Raw genomic sequence first — 19,697 nt, forward strand, 5'->3', positions numbered from 1 at the left:
CGCGCTGTTTTTTCCTTCACCCCATGACCAGCCCTCCGGCCCAGGCCAGCACTTCCGTAGGCATCGTCACGCCGCAGACGGCGCAGTTCGACACGCCCATCGCCCTGCGCAGCGGAGCGGTTATCCCGCGCTATCAGCTGGTCTATGAGACCTACGGCGAGCTCAACGCGGCGCGTTCCAACGCGGTGCTCATCTGCCACGCCCTTTCCGGCAACCATCACGTCGCGGGGCGGTACACGGAACATGATAAATATCCAGGCTGGTGGGACAACATGGTGGGGCCAGGCAAACCCATCGACACCAACCGCTTCTTCGTCATTGGCGTCAACAATCTCGGAGGGTGTCACGGTTCCACCGGCCCCTCCAGCATCAACCCGGAGACCGGCAAGCCCTGGGGCTCGCGCTTCCCGCTGGTGACCGTGGACGACTGGGTGGAAACCCAGGCGCGGCTGGCTAATCGGCTCGGCATCGAGCAGTTCGCTGCAGTGGTGGGCGGCAGCCTGGGCGGCATGCAGGCGTTGCAGTGGAGCATCACCTATCCCGACCGCCTGCGCCACTGTCTGGTAATCGCCGCCGCCCCCAAGCTCACCGCCCAGAACATCGCCTTCAACGACGTGGCCCGTCAGGCCATCCTGAGCGATCCCGAGTTCCACGGCGGTGATTACTACGCCTACGGCGTCACCCCCAAGCGCGGTTTGCGGCTTGCGCGCATGCTGGGCCACATCACTTATCTCTCGGACGACGTGATGGGCACCAAATTCGGCCGCATCCTGCGTTCCGGCACTTTCCAGTTCGGCTATGACGTGGAGTTCGAGATCGAGTCCTACCTGCGTTATCAGGGAGATAAGTTCGCCGCCAGCTTCGATGCCAACACCTATTTGCTCATGACCAAGGCGCTGGACTACTTCGATCCCACCCACCACTACGAAAGCGGCCATCTGTCCGAGGCGCTGGCGCCGGCCAAGGCCAACTTCCTGGTGATTGCCTTCACCAGCGATTGGCGCTTCGCACCCGAGCGCTCCCGGGAGATCGTCAAGGCGCTGCTGGACAATGAGCGCAACGTTACCTATGCCGAGGTGAAATCCACCCACGGCCACGACGCCTTCCTCATGGTGGACCCCTATTACCACGAGGTGGTGCGCACCTACATGGGGAATATCGCCCTATGAACGCCAGTGTGCGCCCCGATTTCGAAGCCATCGGCGCCTGGGTGCGCCCGGGTGCCAAGGTGCTGGATCTGGGTTGTGGCGATGGCAGCCTGCTGCGCTACCTGCGCGAGAGCCGCAACGCCTTCGGCTATGGTGTGGAGATCGCCGACGAGAAGATCGCCGCCTGCGTGCGAAACGGCGTCAACGCCATTCAGAGCGACCTGGAAAGCGGCCTGTCCACCTTCGCCTCCCATTCCTTCGACTACGTGATCCTGTCCCAGACCCTGCAGGCCATGCGTCACACGGAGGAGATCATTCGCGAGATGCTGCGGGTGGGGCGGGAAGCCATCGTCAGCTTCCCCAATTTCGGCCACTTGAATCACCGCTTGCAAGTCCTGGCCGGCCACATGCCGGTCTCCCACGACCTGCCCTATCAGTGGTACGACACCCCCAACATCCACCTGTGCACCCTCAAGGACTTCGAGCACTTCTGCGCTACCCACGGGGTAGAGATCTTGGAGCGGTTGGTATTGCATCGCGGTCGCCGGGTGCGCCTGCTTCCAAATCTGCTGGGCAGTCTGGCGGTCTACCGGTTGCAGGCACGGCGCTGAAAGCCGGCTATATTGAGAAGATCAGCCGTTCCAGGAGGAGATGCGACATGAACAAACTGCTTGCCGCCTTTGCCCTGCTCTTCTTCGCCCTGCCGCTTCGTGCCGAACAGGCCGCTCGCTTTCGCGACGTGGAGATCCATTACAACGCCATGCCCACCGACGAGCTGCTGCCGGACGTGGCCAAGAGCTACAAGATCGAACGCTCCCGCAACCGGGGCATGCTCACCCTGTCGGTGCTGAAGAAGACACCCCTGGGCGTGAGCCAGCCAGTGCGAGCGCGCGTCAAGGTGGTGCTGCCCACCCTCACCGGTCAGAGCATCGACGTGCCGGTACGGGAGATCGTTGAGGGCACGGCGATCTACTACATTGGCGAGTTCCGCATCACCCCGCCGCAGAAGCTCAAGTTCAAGGTGAGCGCCCAGCCTGAAGGAATGAGCCAGCCCCTGAACTTCGAGTTCGAACAGGCTTTCTATCAATAGGGCGCGTTCAGAAAAAGAGCCGGGCAAGGCCCACAAGTCCCAGCCCCAGCACGGCCAGACCCGCCGTCCTGCGAACCACCGGTCGCCGCACCCACGCCGCCAGGCGGTTGGCGAACCAACCCATGGCGAGCAGGTTGGGCAGCGTGCCCAGACCAAAGGCGAGCATGGTCAATGCGCCGCTCGTGGGACTACCGCTGGCGAGGGCGGCGATCAACACGCTATAGACCAGCCCACAGGGCAGCCACCCCCACAGAAGGCCGGCGAGAAAGGCTTGGCCGGGGCGCTCGATGGGCAGCACGCGGGTGAAGAGCGGTTGCAGTCGCCGCCACACCACGCTCCCCGCTCGCTCCACGTGCAGCAGCCAGCGATTCCAGCCGGCCAGATACAAGCCCAAGAGCACCAGCATGACTTGGGCCAGGCCAAACAGCAGCTGCTCGACAGGGAATAGCTGCCTCAGCCACAGGCTGCTTTCACCCAGCCCGCCCGCTACGGCTCCAGCCAAGGTATAGGAGACGAGCCGTCCCAGGTTGGCGCTGAGATGTAAAAGCAGGCGCGGCTCTTTCCCTGGGCGTTGAAGCGCGAAGGCCGTTACCAGAGGCCCGCACATGCCCACGCAATGCACGCCCCCCATCAGCCCCACCAGGGCCGCCGCCAGCAGGGAAAGTTCAGGCATGGGATCCCACCCGGCCCGCGCGCCACACCAAGATGAGCACCGGCAAGCCTAGCATGGCCGTGCCCGTGAAGAAGGCGGTCCAGCCGAAGGCATCGACGAATTCGCCCGAGAAGCCGGCGAGGAATTTTGGGAGAAGCAGCATGATCGAGGTGAACAAGGCGTATTGGGTGGCGGAGTAGGCCTGATTCACCAGGCCCGAGAGATAAGCCACGAAGGCGCTGGAGGCTACACCCGCCGACAAGTTATCCGCAGAGACGGTGAATACTAGCGCGCCCAGGTCGTGGCCGCGTGCGATGAGCCAGACGAACAGCAGATTGGTGGCTGCCGATAGAAGCGCGCCGAGGAAGAGGGTGCGCATGACACCCAGGCGCGCAACCAGCACCCCACCCAGTCCAGCGCCGGCTAGCGTCATGAAAACGCCGTACACCTTGGAGACCGTCGCTACCTCGTCCTTGGTGAAGCCCATCTCGTGATAGAAGGGATTGCTCATCACCCCCATCACCACGTCCGAGATGCGATAAAGAGCGATCAGCCCGAGGATGATCAGCGCGTGCCAGCGGAAGCGGGCGAAGAATTCAAGGAAGGGGCTTAAGAAACTGCCGTAAAGCCAGCGTGCGAATCCCAGCTCACGGATGGCGGGCGGCAGCGGCGAATGTTCCGGCTCGCGAATCGCCAGCGTGGTGACGATGCCCACCGCCATCAACGCCGCCATCACCGAGTAGGCCACCTGCCAGGGATGAACGTCATAGCGCGCCTCATTGAGGTCGAAGGCGGCCGCAATCCAGAGCACGCCCGCGCCGGCGGTGATCATGGCGAGGCGATAGCCGGTCTGGTAGCTGGCCGCCATGGCGCCCTGGCGTTGCACCTCCACCGCCTCGATGCGCCAGGCATCCAGCGCAATGTCCTGAGTGGCCGAGGCGACCGCCACGAGGATGGCGAACACGAGGGTGGGCCCGAGCGCGAGCGCCGGGTCACTCCGGGAAAGGCCCCAGAGTCCCGCAGCGATGGTCAGCTGGGAGAGGAGCAGCCACGCCCGCCGCCGCCCCAGCCGGCGGGTGAGCACAGGCAGGCGCAGGCGATCGACGAGAGGAGACCAGAGAAACTTGAGCCCCCAGGCCAGACCCACCCAGGAGAGATGACCGATGGTGGCGCGGGAGACACCCGCTTCCGATAACCAGAAAGAGAGGGTCCCCAGCACCAGCAGCAAGGGCAGCCCCGCCGAGAAGCCCAGGAACAGCATCGCCAGCACGCGCGGATGGCCATAGACACAAAGCGCCATGCGCCAGGGATGCGCCTCAGGCCGCCGCATCCTCATAATCCACGATCAGGGGCGCATGGTCGGAGAAGCGCTGCGCCTTGTACACCCGCGCCGAGAGGGCACGGGCGGCGATGCCGGGCGTGGCGATTTGGTAGTCGATGCGCCAGCCCACGTTCTTAGCCCAGGCCTGACCACGGTTGCTCCACCAGGTATAGCCCTCGCCTTCCGCCTCCGGATACAGGTGCCGATAGACATCCACCCAGCCGGAAGCGAGCACCTGGCTGAGCCAGGCGCGTTCCTCTGGCAGGAAGCCGGAGTTTTTTTGGTTGGACCGCCAGTTCTTCAGATCCTTCTCGGTGTGGGCAATGTTCCAGTCACCGCAGATCACCACCTCGCGGCTACTTGCGCGCAGGGCGTCGAGCCGTGGCCGAAAGCGCGCAAGAAAATTGAACTTGGCCTGCTGGCGCGCCTCGGATGCGGATCCCGAAGGCAGATAGAGGCTGACCACGCTCCATGTGCCAAAGCGCGCCTCCAGGTAGCGCCCCTCGGCGTCGATGTCGGGTAACCCCAGCCCCTCGATGATCTCATCCGGCTGGCGCCGGCTGTAGAGTCCGACGCCGCTGTAGCCCTTCTTCTCGGCGTAATGGAAATAGCCGAACAATTTGTCCGGCTGCAGCATCTCGCGGGTCAAGTCGGTGGCCTGGGCCTTGAGCTCCTGCACGCACACCACGTCGGCGCGCTGACGCGCAAGCCACTGGAAGAAACCCTTGTCGGCGGCAGACCGGATGCCGTTGAGGTTCGCGGTTATAATCCGCAAGACGTCTTACTCACTCGATGCCATGGAAGATTTCCGGCAGGAATTCATCGAATTCGCGGTGCAGAAACAGGTCCTGCTGTTTGGCGAATTCAAGACCAAGGCCGGGCGCTCAAGCCCGTATTTCTTTAATTCCGGGCTGTTCAACGACGGCGCGTCCCTGGGCAAGCTGGGCCGATTTTACGCGAAAGCTATTCTCTCGTCGCAGCTTGCCTTCGACATGCTGTTCGGTCCCGCCTACAAGGGCATCCCTCTGGTGGCTGCCCTCGCCATCGCCCTGGCCGAAATGGGTCGCAACCTGCCCTTCGCCTTCAACCGCAAGGAGGCCAAGGACCATGGCGAAGGCGGCCAAATCGTGGGCGCTTCCCTCAAGGGAAGGGTGCTCATCGCCGATGATGTGATCTCGGCCGGCACGTCGGTACGCGAATCGGTGCATCTGATCCGAAAGCAGGGTGCCACGCCCTGCGGCGTGGTCATCGCCCTGGACCGTCAGGAACGGGGGCAAGGCACCCTGTCCGCGGTTCAGGAGGTGGAACGGGACTACGGCATGCCCGTGATCGCCATCGCCACCCTTGACGACCTGATCGCCTATCTGCGCCGGCAGCCGGCGCACGCGGCCGATCTGGCGCGGGTGCTGGCCTATCGTGAGCAATACGGCATCGAGGGCCTGCCCAAACCATGAAATCGAGATCCGTCGCCAGCGCGCCCTTGCTTTTCGCGTTGTTCCTCCTGCCGCACGGTGCGCTCGCCGCCAAGCAGCTGTATCGCTGGGTGGATGCCCAGGGCAAGGTGCATTACGGCGATACCCTGCCTCCCGAATACGCGCGCCAGGGCAACGCGGAGCTCAGTAAGAGCGGCCGGGTAATCAAGGAAACCCCACCGGCCCCCACCACGGAGCAGCTCCAGGCACTTAAGGCAGCGCAGGCGCGCGAGCGCGAGGCGCGGGAAAAGGTCGAGGCGCAGCGGCGGCGCGACAAGGCACTGCTGGCAAGCTACACCACCGTGGACGAATTGGATCTGGCGGAACGCCGCAACCTGGAGGCAGTGGACGTGCAGATCAAGGCCCATGAGCTGCGCATGAAGTCGATGCAGGGCCGGCTCGACGCTTTGAAGAAGCAGGCGGCTGGCTTTCGCGCGCGCCAGCGTCCCGTGCCACCGGACCTATCGGCGGACCTCAGCCAGGCCCAGGAAGAAATCGACCAGCTACGCGCGCGTATCGCCCAGGCCAATCAGGAGAAGGACGCCATCCGGGCCCGCTTCGCCGCCGACCGCAAGCGCTTTCTGGAGCTAAAAGGGCTGGCCCCCGCCTCCGCGGGGGCTGCAGCGCCCTAATTCAGCCCAGTCTGGCCTTAAGGAGCTGGGTCACCTGCTGGGGATTGGCCTTGCCCTGGGTGCGCTTCATCACTTGACCCACCAAGGCGTTCAAGGCGCGGTCCTTGCCGGCGCGGTATTCCTCCACCGACTTGGGGTTGGCGGCGATCACTTCCTCCACCAACCGCTCCAGGGCGCCGGCGTCGGTGATCTGACGCAGGCCCCGCCGTTCGATGATGGTGTCGGCATCCCCCTCGCCCGCCCACATGGCCTCGAACACTTCCTTAGCGATCTTGCCCGAAATCGTGTTGTCTAGGATGCGCGCGATTAGACCGGCGAGCTGCGCGGCCGAAATGGGGCTCACGCTGATCTCGCGACCCTCGCGGTTGAGTGCCCCGGCAAGCTCGCCCATCACCCAATTGGCCGCCACCTTGGCATGGGCAGCACCCACTTCCGCCACCACCGCCTCGAAATAGGCAGCCATGGCGCGGCTGGTGGTGAGCACGCCCGCGTCGTAGGCAGATAGCCCGTACTGGCTCATGAAGCGGCTGCGCTTGGCATGGGGCAGCTCCGGCAGACTGGCCCTGATAGACTCGATCATTTCCTCCGGGATGCGCAAGGGCATAAGGTCCGGATCCGGGAAATAGCGGTAGTCGAAGGCCTCTTCCTTGGAACGCATGGAGCGCGTCTCGCCACGGTCCGAATCATAGAGGCGGGTTTCCTGCTCGATGAAGCCACCCGCTTCGAGAATCTCGATTTGCCGGCTCGCTTCGTATTCGATCGCCTTCTCTAGGAAGCGGAAAGAGTTGAGGTTCTTGATCTCACAGCGGGTGCCGAAGGCGTCACTGCCCCTGGGCCGCACCGAGACATTGGCATCGCAGCGGAAGGAGCCTTCCTGCATGTTGCCGTCACAGATGTCGAGATACTGCACCAGGGCGTGCAGGGCTTTAGCATAGGCCACTGCCTCTTCCGCGCTGCGCAGGTCAGGCTCGGAGACGATTTCCAAGAGCGGCGTGCCGGCGCGGTTCAGGTCAATGCCGGTCATGCCGTGGAAATCCTCGTGCAGGGACTTGCCGGCATCCTCCTCAAGATGAGCACGGGTGATGCGGATGACCTTCTCCTGATCCCCCACGGCGATGGTGATGCTGCCACCCTCGATGATGGGCCGCTCGTATTGGCTGATCTGGTAACCTTTGGGCAGATCCGGGTAGAAGTAATTCTTGCGAGCGAACACCGACTCGCGGTTGATTCGCGCGCCAATAGCCAGGCCGAAGCGGATGGCCCGCTCCACCGCTCCCTTGTTGAGCACCGGCAGCACCCCAGGCAGGGCGATGTCCACCGCACAGGCCTGGGTGTTGGGCGCGGCCCCATAGCGTGTGGCGGCACCGGAAAAAATCTTGCTACGGGTGGAGAGCTGGGCATGCACCTCCAGCCCGATGACCACTTCCCATTCCATGACTAGATTCCCTCCGGCATGCGCGTGTGCCAGTCGGTCGCTTTCTGGTACTGATGGGCGACGTTGAGCATTTTCGCTTCCGAGAAATAATTGCCGATGATCTGCAGGCCTACCGGCCGCCCTTTGCTGCCGAAACCCACAGGAATGGACATGCCAGGAAGTCCTGCCAGGTTCACCGCGATGGTGTAGATGTCGGACAGATACATGGCCACTGGATCGTCGGCCTTCTCGCCCAAATCGAAAGCAGGGGTGGGCGAGGTGGGCCCCATGATCACGTCGCAGCGCTGGAAGGCCTCGCTGAAGTCCTGGGCGATCAGGCGGCGCAGCTTCTGGGCCTTGAGGTAGTAGGCGTCGTAGTACCCAGCGGACAACACATAGGTGCCGATCAGGATGCGCCGTTTCACCTCCGACCCAAAGCCCTGCGCACGGGTCTTCTTGTACATGTCCATGAGATCGTCGTACGCCGGCGCCCGGTAACCGTAGCGTACCCCGTCGTAACGCGCCAGGTTGCTGGAGGCCTCGGCCGGCGCGAGCACGTAATAGACCGGAATGGACAGGCGCGTATTGGGCAGGGACACCTCCACCACCTCGGCACCCAGCTTCTTGTATTCGGCAATGGCCGCCTCCACCGCCGCTGCCACGTCCGGTGCCAGCCCTTCGGCGAAATATTCCTTCGGCAGGCCGATGCGCAACCCGACCAGCGGCTGCTCCAAAAGCCGTGTGTAATCCTCGGCGGGGCGGTCCAGGCTAGTGGAATCGCGCGGATCGAAACCGGCCATGACGTTGAGTAAGAGCGCGCAGTCCTCGGCGCTCTTGGCCATGGGGCCGCCCTGATCCAGGGAAGAAGCGAAGGCGATCATGCCATAGCGGGAGACGACGCCATAGGTGGGCTTGATGCCAGTGATGCCGCACAGGGCCGCCGGCTGGCGGATGGAGCCGCCGGTGTCGGTGCCGGTGGCCGCTGGCGCAAGGCGCGCCGCCACCGCCGCCGCCGAGCCGCCGGAGGAGCCGCCCGGCACCGCCGCGCGATCCCAGGGGTTCTTCACCTTGCCGAAATACGACGTCTCGTTGGATGAGCCCATGGCGAACTCGTCCATGTTGGTCTTGCCCAGGTTGACGATGCCCGCGGCGTTCATCCGCTCCACCACGTGGGCATCATAAGGCGCCACGAAATTGGCGAGCATCTTCGAGCCACAGGTGGTAAGCCAACCCTTGGCGCAAAAAATATCCTTCTGGGCCACGGGGATGCCGGTGAGCGGCCCAGCCCCCCCCGTCGCCAGCAGATTGTCGGCGGCATCGGCTTGGGCCAGGGATTTCTCCCGGTCCACGGTGATGAAGGCATTGAGCTCGGGGTTGTGGGCCTCAATGCGCGCAAGGAACAGCTCGGTGAGTTCGCGGCTGGAAATCTTGCGGGCGGCGAGCTGAGTGGCGAGTTCTTTCAGACTGCTGTTGATCATGTCGGATCCAAATCTCGAATGGCGTGCCCCGCCCACCTCGAAAGCCGGGCGCGGCGCCCCGCGCACAGGGGAATTACTCGATCACCTTGGGCACCAGATACAGCCCGGCTTCCACCTGCGGGGCGATTGACTGGAACAGCTCGTGCTGATCAGGCTCGGTGACCTCATCCTCGCGCAGGCGCAAGGCGATGTCCTGGGCGTGGGCCATGGGCGTGATGCCCTCGGTGTCGACCGCCTGCATCTGTTCCACCAGGTGCAGGATGTTGGAAAGCTGGGCGAGCACGGGTTCGATCTCGGCCTGCGTGATCTCGATGCGGGCGAGGTGGGCGACGCGTTTTACGTCGGCTGCGGAAAATGACATGGATTTCACCGGCTTCCGTTAACGAATGAAGCCCTATAGGGTATCATAAGCCCTTTATTCGAGCAGGCTGTCGCCTCCTTCTTGCGTCTTCCCGGTGCGCGAGTCCTGCCCCATCCTTTCACGGTAGCGAGACATGTTCGGATTCCTGCGTGGTTACTTTTCCAGCGACCTGGCCATTGACCTGGGCACGGCCAACACCTTGATTTACGTGCGTGGCAAGGGCATCGTGCTGGACGAACCCTCCGTGGTGGCCATCCGTCACGAAGGCGGGCCCACGGCCAAGAAGACCATCCAGGCGGTGGGCATCGAGGCCAAGCAGATGCTGGGCCGCACACCCGGCAACATCACCGCCATTCGGCCCATGAAGGACGGCGTGATCGCCGATTTCACCATCACTGAGCAGATGCTCAAGTACTTCATCAAGAAGATCCATGGCTCGCACCTGTTCGGCCCCAGCCCGCGCATCATCATCTGCGTGCCCTGTGGCTCCACCCAGGTGGAGCGGCGCGCCATCCGCGAATCAGCCATCGGCGCCGGCGCGCGCCAGGTCTATCTCATCGAGGAACCCATGGCGGCTGCCATTGGCGCCGGGCTACCGGTGGCGGAAGCCACCGGCTCCATGGTGGTGGACATTGGCGGCGGCACCACCGAGGTGGGCGTGATCTCCCTAGGCGGCATCGTCTATTCCGCCTCGGTTCGGGTGGGGGGGGATAAGTTCGACGAAGCCATCATCAACTACATCCGCCGCAACTATGGCATGTTGATCGGGGAATCTACCGCGGAACAGATCAAGAAGGAGATCGGCTCCGCCTTCCCCGGCTCGGACGTACGCGAGATGGAAGTGAAAGGCCGCAACCTGGCCGAAGGCATTCCCCGCAGCTTCACCATCTCCAGCAACGAAATCCTGGAAGCGCTCACCGATCCCTTGAACAACATCGTCTCTGCGGTAAAGTCTGCCTTGGAGCAGACCCCACCCGAACTGGGGGCGGACATCGCCGAAAAGGGCATGGTGCTCACCGGCGGCGGCGCGCTGTTGCGCGACCTGGACCGCCTGCTCATGGAAGAGACCGGGCTACCGGTGATCGTGGCCGAGGATCCGCTCACCTGTGTGGTGCGTGGTTCCGGACGGGCGCTCGAGGAAATGGAGCGTCTGTCCACGGTCTTCACCAACGATTGAGCGAGTGTTCCTTCTCCCGGCACGGGAGACAGCCCGGAGAGAGGGGGCGGACCTCTCTGGCCAAGCACCATAACGAATGACCGACACCACCCCGCCACCCTTCTTCAAGACCGGCCTCAAGCCGGCCACCCGCTTCGCCATCTTCGCCCTATCGTCCGTCATTCTGATGCTGGCCGATGCCCGCTTCGGCTACCTCGATCCCCTGCGCCAGGTGTTGGCGGTGATCGTCAACCCCCTCCAGCACGCGGTGAACGCGCCTGTGCGCCTGGCTGGCCAGGTCGGGGCATTCTTCGTCACCCAAGGTCGGTTGCGGCTGGAAAACGACGAGCTCAAGGAAGCACGTCTGCGGCTTTCCGGGCAGCTCATGGAATTCCAGGCGCTACAGGCGGAAAATGCCCATCTACGCGCTCTGTTCAAGGCACGCGAACGCTATGGCACTCGCGTTACGCTGGCAGAGATCCTCTACTCGGAACGTGATCCCTTCGCGCGCAAGATCATCATTGACCGGGGCAGCCTCCATCACGTGGTGCCGGGCCAGGTGGTGGTGGACGAGGTGGGCGTAGTCGGGCAAGTCACCCGGGTCTATCCCGGCGTGAGCGAAGTCACCCTGATCACCGACAAAAACCAGGCCGTGCCGGTGCAGAACCTGCGCAACGGACTGCGCGCGGTGGTGTTCGGTAGCGGGCAGGACGGTAGCCTTACCGTGCCCTTCATGCCCATCCATGCGGATCTGCAGCCTGGGGATCAGTTGGTTACTTCGGGCCTCGACGGCATCTATCCGCCGGGACTACCAGTGGCGACGGTGCTGCGCGTGGAACGCAACGCCGCCTATCCCTTCGCGCGCATCACTTGTCTGCCGGTGGCCGGCGTTGATCGGCATCGCCAGGTACTGGTGCTGGCGAGCCTCGCGCCCGCGCCGCCGCCCCGCCCCCAGCCCGTGGAGGTAAGCCGTGGCAAGCGCTAATCCCCCTCGCTCGGTGCTCGCGCGTCCGCCGCGCACACGCTTCATCGTTCTGACTCTGACGCTTTCGCTTATGGCCAATCTGCTGCCATGGAATGGCATAGCGGTGCTGTTGTGGCCAGACCTGGTCGCGCTGGTGCTCCTCTACTGGATGATCCATTACCCACGCCGGGTGGGCCTTGCAAGCGCCTGGTTCCTGGGGCTCGTCATGGACATCGCCGATGGCGTGTTGTTTGGCCAGCACGCCCTGGGCTATGTACTCATCGGCTACGCCGCGTGGCTTACGCACCGGCGGCTGCAGACCTTCAATCCCTGGCAGCAGGCGCTCTACGTGCTGGGATTCATGCTGCTGCTCAAGCTCACCATGCTGCTGATCCGGCTCGCCTTCGGCGCGGCCTTTCCCGGCTGGCTCTACTTCGCCGGTAGCCTCACGGCTGCCGTGCTCTGGCCGCTCCTCACCCTGGTGCTGCAGCTGCCCCAGCGCAGGCCGCCGGCCGCGGCACCGCCTTACGGTACCGCCTCGCGATGAGCCGCCGACCGGAGATCCGCGACCACCAGCGCGAACTCTATTACTTCCGCATCCGGCTGGCGGTGGCCGCGAGCATCGCCCTGGTGCTGTTCTTCGTCTTGCTCGCCCGCGCCTTCTGGCTACAGGTCCTGCAGTACGAGCACTACCATACGCTAGCCGAGGAGAACCGCATCTCCATCGTGCCCATCGTGCCCAACCGCGGATTGATCCTGGATCGCAATGGCGCGGTGCTCGCCCACAACTATTCCGCTTACACGCTGGAGATCACGCCAAGCAAGGTGGAAGGGGGACTGGACAAGACCATTGACGCCCTGGCCGAACTGATCGAGATCACGCCCCGGGATCGCAAGCGCTTCCGCAAGCTGCTGGAAGAGAGCAAGAACTTCGAGACACTGCCCATCCGCACTCGCCTCAATGACGTGGAGATCGCCCGCTTCGCGGCCAACCGCTACCGCTTCCCTGGGGTGGACATCCACGCCCGCCTGTTCCGGCACTATCCCCAGGGAGAGATCACTTCCCACGTGGTGGGCTACATCGGCCGGATCAACGATGCGGATCTGAAACGGCTCGAAGAGATGGAGCTGTTGCCCAACTACCGCGGTTCCGACTACATCGGCAAGGCAGGCTTGGAGCAAAGCTACGAGCAGGCGCTACACGGCACCACCGGTTTCGAGCGGGTGGAGACCGATGCCGCAGGCCGCGCAGTGCGCACCCTGTCGCGTACCCCACCGATTTCCGGCAACAATCTCACCTTGCACCTGGATCTGAAACTCCAGCAGGTGGCAGAGCAGGCCTTCGGCAGTTTCCGTGGAGCGCTGATCGCCCTCGATCCCCGCACCGGCGGTGTGCTCGCCTTTCTGTCCAAGCCTGGCTACGACACCAACCTCTTCATCGACGGCATCGACCCCATGAACTGGCAGGCGCTCAACGATTCGCCGGACAAGCCCCTGATCAACCGTGCCATGCATGGCATGTATCCGCCGGGCTCCACTTTCAAGCCTTTCATGGCCCTGGCGGCACTGGAGCTCAAGAAACGTTCCCCCAGCTATACCATCGCCGACCCGGGCTATTTCAGCCTCCCGGGCAGCAGTCACCGCTACCGGGATTGGAAGCCCGGCGGCCACGGCATGGTCAATCTGCACAAGTCCATCGTCGTTTCCTGCGATACCTACTACTATGGGCTGGCGGTGGATATGGGCATCGACGCCATCCACGATTTCATGGCTCACTTCGGTTTTGGCCGCAAGACGGGCATCGACATCGAAGGCGAGCGTGCCGGCCTGCTTCCGTCCCAGGAATGGAAATGGAAGCGCTTCAAGCAGAAGTGGTTCGTGGGCGACACGGTGAGTGTGGGCATCGGTCAGGGCTACATGCTGGCCACGCCGCTGCAGCTCGCGGTTGCGGTGGCCACCCTCGCCAATGGCGGCCGCGAGATGCGGCCACACCTGGTGCGGGAGATCCAGAACGCCAAGACCGGCGCGGTAACCCCGGTGAAACCGGAGCTTATCTCCGAGTTGCCGGTGAACCCGGAGAACCTCGAGCGGGTGAAGGCGGCCATGGTGGACGTGACCCGTCCCGGCGGTACCGCAGCCCGCGCCGGGGCAGGCGCGCCCTACACGATGGCGGGCAAGACCGGCACGGCCCAGGTGATCGGCATGAAGCAGGGGGAGAAATACGTGGAGAGCCGGGTGGCGGAGCGCCACCGCGACCATGCCTTGTTCATCGCCTTCGCGCCGGCCGAGGATCCCCGGATCGCCGTCGCGGTGCTAGTGGAAAACGGCGGCCACGGCGGCTCCACCGCCGCCCCCATCGCCCGCGCCGTGTTCGACTACTACCTGTTGGGCAAGCGTCCGGCCGGTGCCGCTGCCACCGAGGAAGGCGCGCAGGAGAACGGGGATGATTAGACGCTGGTTGGCGCGCAGCGCGCGCCACGTGGATGGCGTGCTGCTCGCCCTGGTGGGAGCCGTACTGCTTCTGGGACTGGGAATCCTCTACAGCGCCTCGGGCCAGGACACCGCCCGTGTAGTGAACCAGATGCTCAACATCTTGCTCGCGCTCGCCATCATGTGGGCGGTGGCCAATGTGCCGCCCCAGCATCTCATGCGTTTCGCCCTGCCCACCTATCTCGTGGGCCTGCTACTGTTGGTGGCGGTGGCGCTGTTTGGCGAGGTGAGCAAGGGCGCGCGCCGTTGGCTAGACCTGGGCATAACCCGTATCCAGCCATCGGAATTGATGAAGATCGGGGTACCGCTCATGCTTGCCTGGTATCTGGACAAGCACGAGAAGGGGCTGCGCCTGCGGGACTTCGTCGTGGCCGCGGTGATCCTCGCGCTGCCGGTGGCCTTGATTGCCAAGCAGCCGGACCTGGGCACGGCGCTACTCATCTCGGCCTCCGGTTTCTACGTGTTGTTCCTGGCGGGCATTGGCTGGCGGGTAATCCTGGGGCTGGCGGTGGCAGGCGCAGCCATGCTGCCGGTGGTCTGGTCTTTGCTTCACGACTACCAACGGCAGCGCGTGCTGACCCTGCTCGACCCCAGCCAAGATCCCTTGGGGGCAGGCTATCACATCATCCAGTCCACCATCGCCCTCGGCTCCGGTGGCCTGCTGGGCAAGGGCTGGCTACACGGCACCCAGGCCCATCTGGACTTCCTGCCGGAGCGCCACACCGATTTCATCTTCGCGGTGCTGGGGGAGGAGTTCGGGCTAATGGGCATCCTGGTTTTGGTGGCTCTCTATTTCGCCATCCTCGCCCGGGGACTGTTGATCGCTGGCAACGCCCCATCCCTGTTCGGCCGCCTGATGGCGGGCAGCATCACCCTCACCTTCGGCACCTACGCCGTGGTGAACATGGGCATGGTATCCGGCATCCTGCCCGTGGTAGGCGTGCCGTTGCCCCTTGTGAGCTATGGGGGCACAGCGATGGTGACGCTCCTGATGGGCTTTGGTATTTTGATGAGCGTAGCCACCCACCGGAGACTGGTGAAGACATGAGGCGGGCGCATCCTTCCAGGCGAGCAGCAAGCGGCTTCGCGCTGGCTTTGTTGCTTCTGGCCGGCTGCGCCAGCGCGCCCGCACCGAGTCCGCGCGCCGCCTCCGGCGGGGGTGCGATCGCGTCCGAGAAACCCACGCCAGCCGTGGCGCGCCCGGGGGGCTATTACCAAGACGACGGCCCCGGGGACAACCCGCCTGCCGACCTCGAGCGCATCCCGGACGCCGAGCCCAAAGCGGAACCCTTGCACCGCTTCGCCAACAATCCCTACATCGTCTTCGGCCGCACCTACGTCCCGGACGTGAGTGGACGGCCTTATGTGGCGGAGGGTATCGCCTCCTGGTATGGACGCAAGTTCCATGGGGCGCGTACTTCCAGCGGCGAGCCATACGACATGTATGCCATGACCGCCGCCCATCCCACCCTACCCATCCCCAGCTACGCGCGGGTGACCAATTTGGCCAACGGCAAGTCGGTGATCGTGCGCATCAATGATCGGGGGCCCTTCCACAGCGACCGTCTGATCGACCTGTCCTACACCGCCGCTTACAAGCTGGGGCTGGTACGCACCGGCAGCGGCCGCGTGCGGGTGGAGAGCATCGATCCAGCGAACTGGAATAACAATGCCATCGCCACCGCGGCCGAGACAGACGACGCGGCCTGGTGGGTGCAGCTGGGTGCTTTCAGCCTGGCTAGCAACGCGGAGCAGATGTTGAGCCGCGTCAAAGTCCAGGTGGCAGCGCTTGCCGACCGGTTGCGCCTAGTGGAAGGCGAAGGCGTGGTGCGTCTGCGCGCAGGCCCTTTCGCAAGTCGCAGCGAGGCCGACGAAGCCGCGGCCTTGGTGCGCCGCCTCACCGAGCTCGCACCCTTGGTGATCCGGTGAAAGCCAGGCCGGCTCACTAAAGCGCATCGCGCCTCCGCGCAAATAAGCGTGGACGGCTCCCCCACCTCTCCCTAGAATTTGGCCTTTTGCCGCCTCTGCCCTGCCTCGCCCCATGACCGTCGTCCAGGATGGCAAACCCCACGAAAACGTCCAGGCGTCCCTGCACGAGGTGCAGGAACTCCTGCGCAAGGCCGAGCTCGTCGAGTCCCTGGTGCACAAGCAGGCAATGCCGCGTCACGAGCTGGTGGAATCCCTCGTCCACAAGCAGAACCTGGCGGCCCTGCAAAAGAAGCTGGATGAGCTGCATCCCGCCGACGTGGCCTACATCCTTGAGGCCCTGCCTCTTGAGCAACGGCTCAAGGTTTGGGATCTGGTCAAGGCGGAACGCGACGGCGAAATCCTGCTGGAGGTCTCGGATGCGGTGCGCGAGACCCTCATCAAGCACATGGATTCGGAGGAGCTGCTCGCTGCCGCCGAAACCCTGGACACGGATGAGATCGCCGACCTGGCGCCAGACCTGCCCAAGGACGTCATCGAGGAGCTGCTCGCCTCGCTGGACGTGCAAAACCGGGCGCGCCTGCAGTCCGCCCTGTCCTACGAGGAGGACCGTGTCGGCGCGCTCATGGATTTCGACATGGTGCCGATCCGCGAGGACGTCACCCTGGAAACTGCCTTGCGTTACCTGCGCCGCCTGAAGGAGCTGCCGGACCAGACTGACAAGCTGTTCGTGGTGGACCGCAACAACGTCCTCAAGGGCGTTTTGCCCTTGAAGCGCCTACTCACCGAGGAACCGGAACAGACGGTGCGGGAGGTGATGGCGGAGGACGTGGTGGTGTTCCACCCGGAAGACGATGCGCACGAGGCGGCCCAGGCCTTTGAGCGCTATGACTTGGTGACCGCGCCGGTGGTGGACGCGCAAGGTCATCTCATCGGCCGTCTCACGGTGGATGCCGTGCTGGACTTCATCCGCGAGGAATCGGAGGCCGAAAAACTCAACCTGGCTGGTCTGCGCGAGGAAGAGGACTTGTTCGCGCCGGTGTGGAAAAGCGTGCAAAACCGGTGGACGTGGCTGGCCATCAACCTGGTCACGGCCTTCGTTGCTTCCCGCGTGATCGGCCTGTTCGAAGGCACCATCGAAAAGCTGGTGGCGCTGGCCACCTTGATGCCCATCGTCGCCGGCATCGGCGGCAATTCCGGCAACCAGACCATCACCATGATCGTGCGCGCCCTCGCCTTGGGCCAGGTGCAAGACACCAACGCCCGCAAGCTGCTATGGAAGGAACTGGGTGTGGCCGTGGTCAACGGCCTGCTGTGGGGATCGGTGATCGGCTTGATCGCCTGGTGGCTCTACGACAACGTCGCCTTGGGCCTGGTGATGACCGCGGCCATGACCCTCAACCTGCTGCTGGCGGCCACCATGGGCGTGCTGATTCCCATGGTCATGTACAAGCTGGGACGCGATCCGGCGGTGGGATCCAGCGTCATGATCACCGCCATCACCGACAGCGGGGGATTTTTCATCTTCCTGGGACTTGCGACGCTATTTTTGTTGTAAAGTCAAACTTCCCGCAGCCCACGCGGGATGCGGAGAACGAGCAATCGCCGGGGGCAACCTCCACCCATGCAATACGACCTGATCGTGATCGGCTCCGGGCCGGGCGGAAACCGCGCCGCTGTCCTTGCCGCCAGTCACGGACTCAAGGTCGCCATCATCGAGAAAGCCGAGTGGGGCGGCTGTGGCGGAAACCGCGGCTATCTGCCCAAGCATGACTGGCATCACACCGCCAAGCTGCTCCTCGCTGCCAAAGGCTTCGCCCGACGCGGCATCCACGGCAGCGTCAGCGGTGATCTCGCCGGGGCCTGGGAACATGCACGCAAACTCGCCCGCTCGGTACGCGATACCCAGATCGCGCAGATGAAGCGCCTGGGCATCAACGGCTTTGCCGCCACTGCTTCCTTCGTCGATCCCCATACCATCGCCCTGGATGGACGTGACCGCCTCAGCGCCCGCCAGTTCGTCGTCGCCACCGGCTCCGCGCCCTACGTACCCAAGCCCTTCTTCATCACGGCACAGCGTGTGCTCACCACCGATGAGCTGTTCAGCCAGCCGCCGCCCGCGGGCAAGCGCGTGACCATCGTCGGCTCGGGCGCCGTCGCCACCGAATTCGCCTTCATCCTGACCATGTTGGGGCGCGAAGTTACCTGGGTGGCCCACAATCCTCCCCTGTCCCATTCCCGCTTCAGTGCCGCCGCCTTGCAGCGTCTAAACGAGCGCCTACGCCGCCACGGTATCGAAGCGCGCGTCGGGGCGCGTCCCGAAGCGGTGGAAATGCCGCCCGAGGGCGTACGCGTGATCCTCGCCGGCGGCGATTCCGTGCTCGCAGACTGGGTGCTGCTGGGCACCGGCCGCCGTCCCCACACCTCGGGGCTGGCCCTGGAAGCGGCGGGCGTCAACACCGACAGCAAGGGCTTCATCAAGACCAACGAGTACATGCAAACCTCGCAACCCCACATCTATGCGGTGGGAGACGTGACCAATCCCCGCATGAGCGCAAGCCAGGCGCTGGCGGACGCGGCGGTCGCAGTGGCCAACATCCTGGCACCGGGCTCCCGAAGGCAGGACCGGCGCGCCGTGCCGGAAGTCATTCACTCCGCCCTGGAACTGGGGCGCATTGGCGCCGCGGCGGCCGAGGAGGAGGGCTTGCTGGTGGGCAGTGCCGATTTCAGCCACAACGTCCGGGCCTTGAGTCAGGACGAGGCGGATGGCTGCGTGCGCCTGGTGGCGGACGGCAAGACAGGGGCCTTGCTGGGGGCCGAAGTGGTGGGCAGCGATGCCGCCGAGCTCATCCACCTCTTTGCCCAGCGTCTGAACCAGCCGGAGGCGCTGCGCGTCCTGGCCAATGGTTTCTATGGCCACCCGGCGCGCGCCGAGGCGGTCTGCCAGGCAGCCCAGGGCATCGTGGCCCGACTGCCCGCGCCGGAAAAGCCAGGCGAGTGAAATTTTTCTCCGCTGAGGGAATAAACTCGCACCTCGTCCTGTTTGCTCCAATGTAATTCCCTTCAACCAACCCCTGCCGGGGTGGCGAGGTGACGCAATGGCCTTTCTGCCTGAGCCACTACCACGCCCGCCGGCGCAAGGGGCAACACTGGAGCACAGCCATGCACAAGACTCTACTGCTTTTCGCTGTCTTCGCCGCTTTTTCCCTCCCCGCCCACGCGGGTCCCGCCGAAGAAGCGGCGCGTGCCCACTTTGACGCCATCGGAGCCGGCCAGGTGGACCTCATCATGGCGCAGTACGCGCCCCAGGCCGCTTTCCAGTGGGTGGGTGGCCCGCTGGATGGCGCCTATGGCGGGGCGGAAGCGATCCGCGAAGTCTGGAGCCGCTTCGCCAAGAACGCGCCCTATACGGTGACCGTCGCGCGCCTCGAGGAATCCGCCAACGACAAGGGCGCGACCGTCACCGCCAACGTCCAGTTCCAGGGCAAAAGCACGGTCAAGGTGCGCTACGTGCTGGTGTACCGGGATGGCAAGCTGGTCAACGAAGTCTGGCAGGTGGATCCTAAACTCGCCGTCAGCGCCTATTGAGTGAG

The 19,697-nt window shown here is 64.3% G+C and carries 20 protein-coding genes; 14 read left to right on the forward strand and 6 right to left on the reverse strand.

What is annotated here, in order from left to right; genetic code table 11:
- Positions 1-23 precede the first annotated feature (23 nt).
- The 3 genes from metX to V6E02_RS05120 are packed head-to-tail and all read left to right on the forward strand — an operon-like array spanning position 24 to position 2,238.
- On the forward strand, positions 24-1,169 hold the full coding sequence (gene metX, locus V6E02_RS05110; protein ID WP_347307696.1) for a homoserine O-succinyltransferase MetX: 1,146 nt from the start codon (positions 24-26) through the stop codon (positions 1,167-1,169).
- Entirely contained in the window at positions 1,166-1,759 is a 594-nt protein-coding gene (gene metW, locus V6E02_RS05115; protein ID WP_347307697.1) for a methionine biosynthesis protein MetW, read from the forward strand. The genes metX and metW overlap by 4 nt, the downstream gene beginning before the upstream one ends.
- 47 nt (positions 1,760-1,806) lie before the next feature.
- Positions 1,807-2,238: a DUF4426 domain-containing protein gene (locus V6E02_RS05120; protein WP_347307698.1), complete on the forward strand. Its 432-nt coding sequence runs from the start codon at positions 1,807-1,809 to the stop codon at positions 2,236-2,238.
- A gap of 7 nt (positions 2,239-2,245) precedes the next feature.
- Here the strand turns inward: V6E02_RS05120 and V6E02_RS05125 are convergent, their stop codons facing one another.
- From V6E02_RS05125 to V6E02_RS05135, 3 genes are read right to left on the reverse strand one after another with little or no spacing between them, the layout of a single operon-like run.
- Positions 2,246-2,911, reverse strand: coding sequence for a sulfite exporter TauE/SafE family protein (locus V6E02_RS05125; RefSeq protein WP_347307699.1), 666 nt, complete (start codon positions 2,909-2,911; stop codon positions 2,246-2,248).
- Entirely contained in the window at positions 2,904-4,220 is a 1,317-nt protein-coding gene (locus V6E02_RS05130; RefSeq protein ID WP_430626773.1) for an AmpG family muropeptide MFS transporter, read from the reverse strand. Before V6E02_RS05130 ends, V6E02_RS05125 begins: the two co-directional genes overlap by 8 nt.
- Positions 4,207-4,986 (reverse strand): exodeoxyribonuclease III, encoded by a 780-nt coding sequence (locus V6E02_RS05135; protein ID WP_347307700.1) that lies wholly within the window; start codon positions 4,984-4,986, stop codon positions 4,207-4,209. The genes V6E02_RS05130 and V6E02_RS05135 overlap by 14 nt, the downstream gene beginning before the upstream one ends.
- Before the next feature lie 22 nt (positions 4,987-5,008).
- Here V6E02_RS05135 and pyrE point away from each other — a divergent pair, with 22 nt between their 5' ends.
- A complete protein-coding gene (gene pyrE, locus V6E02_RS05140; protein WP_347307701.1) occupies positions 5,009-5,665 on the forward strand; it encodes an orotate phosphoribosyltransferase in 657 nt (218 codons plus the stop codon).
- A complete protein-coding gene (locus tag V6E02_RS05145) occupies positions 5,662-6,315 on the forward strand; it encodes a DUF4124 domain-containing protein (protein ID WP_347307702.1) in 654 nt (217 codons plus the stop codon). Before pyrE ends, V6E02_RS05145 begins: the two co-directional genes overlap by 4 nt.
- Before the next feature lies 1 nt (position 6,316).
- Here the strand turns inward: V6E02_RS05145 and gatB are convergent, their stop codons facing one another.
- From gatB to gatC, 3 genes are all read right to left on the reverse strand, one after another.
- On the reverse strand, positions 6,317-7,750 hold the full coding sequence (gene gatB, locus V6E02_RS05150) for an Asp-tRNA(Asn)/Glu-tRNA(Gln) amidotransferase subunit GatB (RefSeq protein ID WP_347307703.1): 1,434 nt from the start codon (positions 7,748-7,750) through the stop codon (positions 6,317-6,319).
- Positions 7,751-7,752: 2 nt separating this feature from the next.
- The gene (gene gatA / locus V6E02_RS05155; protein WP_347307704.1) at positions 7,753-9,207 is read right to left on the reverse strand and encodes an Asp-tRNA(Asn)/Glu-tRNA(Gln) amidotransferase subunit GatA; all 1,455 of its coding nucleotides are present in this window, start codon (positions 9,205-9,207) and stop codon (positions 7,753-7,755) included.
- A 73-nt stretch (positions 9,208-9,280) separates the two neighbouring features.
- Positions 9,281-9,568, reverse strand: coding sequence for an Asp-tRNA(Asn)/Glu-tRNA(Gln) amidotransferase subunit GatC (gene gatC / locus V6E02_RS05160; protein WP_347307705.1), 288 nt, complete (start codon positions 9,566-9,568; stop codon positions 9,281-9,283).
- 133 nt (positions 9,569-9,701) lie between these two features.
- On the opposite strand from gatC, the gene V6E02_RS05165 reads away from it, so the two are divergent.
- The 9 genes from V6E02_RS05165 to V6E02_RS05205 all read left to right on the forward strand — a co-directional run bounded on the left by V6E02_RS05165 (position 9,702) and on the right by V6E02_RS05205 (position 19,692).
- The gene (locus tag V6E02_RS05165) at positions 9,702-10,745 is read left to right on the forward strand and encodes a rod shape-determining protein (protein ID WP_347307706.1); all 1,044 of its coding nucleotides are present in this window, start codon (positions 9,702-9,704) and stop codon (positions 10,743-10,745) included.
- Between the two features lie 76 nt (positions 10,746-10,821).
- Positions 10,822-11,709, forward strand: a complete 888-nt coding sequence (gene mreC / locus V6E02_RS05170) for a rod shape-determining protein MreC (RefSeq protein WP_347307707.1) — start codon at positions 10,822-10,824, stop codon at positions 11,707-11,709.
- Positions 11,696-12,235, forward strand: coding sequence for a rod shape-determining protein MreD (gene mreD / locus V6E02_RS05175; RefSeq protein ID WP_347307708.1), 540 nt, complete (start codon positions 11,696-11,698; stop codon positions 12,233-12,235). Before mreC ends, mreD begins: the two co-directional genes overlap by 14 nt.
- A complete protein-coding gene (mrdA, locus tag V6E02_RS05180) occupies positions 12,232-14,139 on the forward strand; it encodes a penicillin-binding protein 2 (protein WP_347307709.1) in 1,908 nt (635 codons plus the stop codon). Before mreD ends, mrdA begins: the two co-directional genes overlap by 4 nt.
- Complete coding sequence (gene rodA / locus V6E02_RS05185; RefSeq protein ID WP_347307710.1) at positions 14,132-15,226, forward strand: rod shape-determining protein RodA; 1,095 nt, start codon at positions 14,132-14,134, stop codon at positions 15,224-15,226. Before mrdA ends, rodA begins: the two co-directional genes overlap by 8 nt.
- Entirely contained in the window at positions 15,223-16,107 is an 885-nt protein-coding gene (locus tag V6E02_RS05190) for a septal ring lytic transglycosylase RlpA family protein (RefSeq protein WP_347307711.1), read from the forward strand. Before rodA ends, V6E02_RS05190 begins: the two co-directional genes overlap by 4 nt.
- A 112-nt stretch (positions 16,108-16,219) precedes the next feature.
- A complete protein-coding gene (gene mgtE / locus V6E02_RS05195) occupies positions 16,220-17,662 on the forward strand; it encodes a magnesium transporter (protein ID WP_347307712.1) in 1,443 nt (480 codons plus the stop codon).
- Positions 17,663-17,728: 66 nt separating this feature from the next.
- Positions 17,729-19,105, forward strand: coding sequence for a dihydrolipoyl dehydrogenase family protein (locus V6E02_RS05200; RefSeq protein ID WP_347307713.1), 1,377 nt, complete (start codon positions 17,729-17,731; stop codon positions 19,103-19,105).
- 161 nt (positions 19,106-19,266) lie between these two features.
- On the forward strand, positions 19,267-19,692 hold the full coding sequence (locus V6E02_RS05205) for a nuclear transport factor 2 family protein (RefSeq protein WP_347307714.1): 426 nt from the start codon (positions 19,267-19,269) through the stop codon (positions 19,690-19,692).
- Positions 19,693-19,697: the final 5 nt, after the last annotated feature.

It is taken from the genome of Thiobacter sp. AK1, assembly GCF_039822265.1.
Taxonomy (GTDB): Bacteria; Pseudomonadota; Gammaproteobacteria; order Burkholderiales; family Thiobacteraceae; genus Thiobacter; species Thiobacter aerophilum.

What these genes read in the sequence shown, in the direction of transcription:
- metX (WP_347307696.1), top strand. Translation starts at nt 24, where the DNA reads ATGACCAGCCCTCCGGCCCAGGCCAGCACTTCCGTAGGCATCGTCACG.
- gatB (WP_347307703.1), bottom strand. Translation starts at nt 7,750, where the DNA reads ATGGAATGGGAAGTGGTCATCGGGCTGGAGGTGCATGCCCAGCTCTCC.
- mgtE (WP_347307712.1), top strand. Translation starts at nt 16,220, where the DNA reads ATGACCGTCGTCCAGGATGGCAAACCCCACGAAAACGTCCAGGCGTCC.
- V6E02_RS05125 (WP_347307699.1), bottom strand. Translation starts at nt 2,911, where the DNA reads ATGCCTGAACTTTCCCTGCTGGCGGCGGCCCTGGTGGGGCTGATGGGG.
- pyrE (WP_347307701.1), top strand. Translation starts at nt 5,009, where the DNA reads ATGGAAGATTTCCGGCAGGAATTCATCGAATTCGCGGTGCAGAAACAG.
- gatC (WP_347307705.1), bottom strand. Translation starts at nt 9,568, where the DNA reads ATGTCATTTTCCGCAGCCGACGTAAAACGCGTCGCCCACCTCGCCCGC.
- V6E02_RS05200 (WP_347307713.1), top strand. Translation starts at nt 17,729, where the DNA reads ATGCAATACGACCTGATCGTGATCGGCTCCGGGCCGGGCGGAAACCGC.
- V6E02_RS05190 (WP_347307711.1), top strand. Translation starts at nt 15,223, where the DNA reads ATGAGGCGGGCGCATCCTTCCAGGCGAGCAGCAAGCGGCTTCGCGCTG.
- V6E02_RS05130 (WP_430626773.1), bottom strand. Translation starts at nt 4,220, where the DNA reads ATGCGGCGGCCTGAGGCGCATCCCTGGCGCATGGCGCTTTGTGTCTAT.
- V6E02_RS05145 (WP_347307702.1), top strand. Translation starts at nt 5,662, where the DNA reads ATGAAATCGAGATCCGTCGCCAGCGCGCCCTTGCTTTTCGCGTTGTTC.
- V6E02_RS05165 (WP_347307706.1), top strand. Translation starts at nt 9,702, where the DNA reads ATGTTCGGATTCCTGCGTGGTTACTTTTCCAGCGACCTGGCCATTGAC.
- mreC (WP_347307707.1), top strand. Translation starts at nt 10,822, where the DNA reads ATGACCGACACCACCCCGCCACCCTTCTTCAAGACCGGCCTCAAGCCG.
- rodA (WP_347307710.1), top strand. Translation starts at nt 14,132, where the DNA reads ATGATTAGACGCTGGTTGGCGCGCAGCGCGCGCCACGTGGATGGCGTG.
- metW (WP_347307697.1), top strand. Translation starts at nt 1,166, where the DNA reads ATGAACGCCAGTGTGCGCCCCGATTTCGAAGCCATCGGCGCCTGGGTG.
- mrdA (WP_347307709.1), top strand. Translation starts at nt 12,232, where the DNA reads ATGAGCCGCCGACCGGAGATCCGCGACCACCAGCGCGAACTCTATTAC.
- gatA (WP_347307704.1), bottom strand. Translation starts at nt 9,207, where the DNA reads ATGATCAACAGCAGTCTGAAAGAACTCGCCACTCAGCTCGCCGCCCGC.
- V6E02_RS05205 (WP_347307714.1), top strand. Translation starts at nt 19,267, where the DNA reads ATGCACAAGACTCTACTGCTTTTCGCTGTCTTCGCCGCTTTTTCCCTC.
- V6E02_RS05120 (WP_347307698.1), top strand. Translation starts at nt 1,807, where the DNA reads ATGAACAAACTGCTTGCCGCCTTTGCCCTGCTCTTCTTCGCCCTGCCG.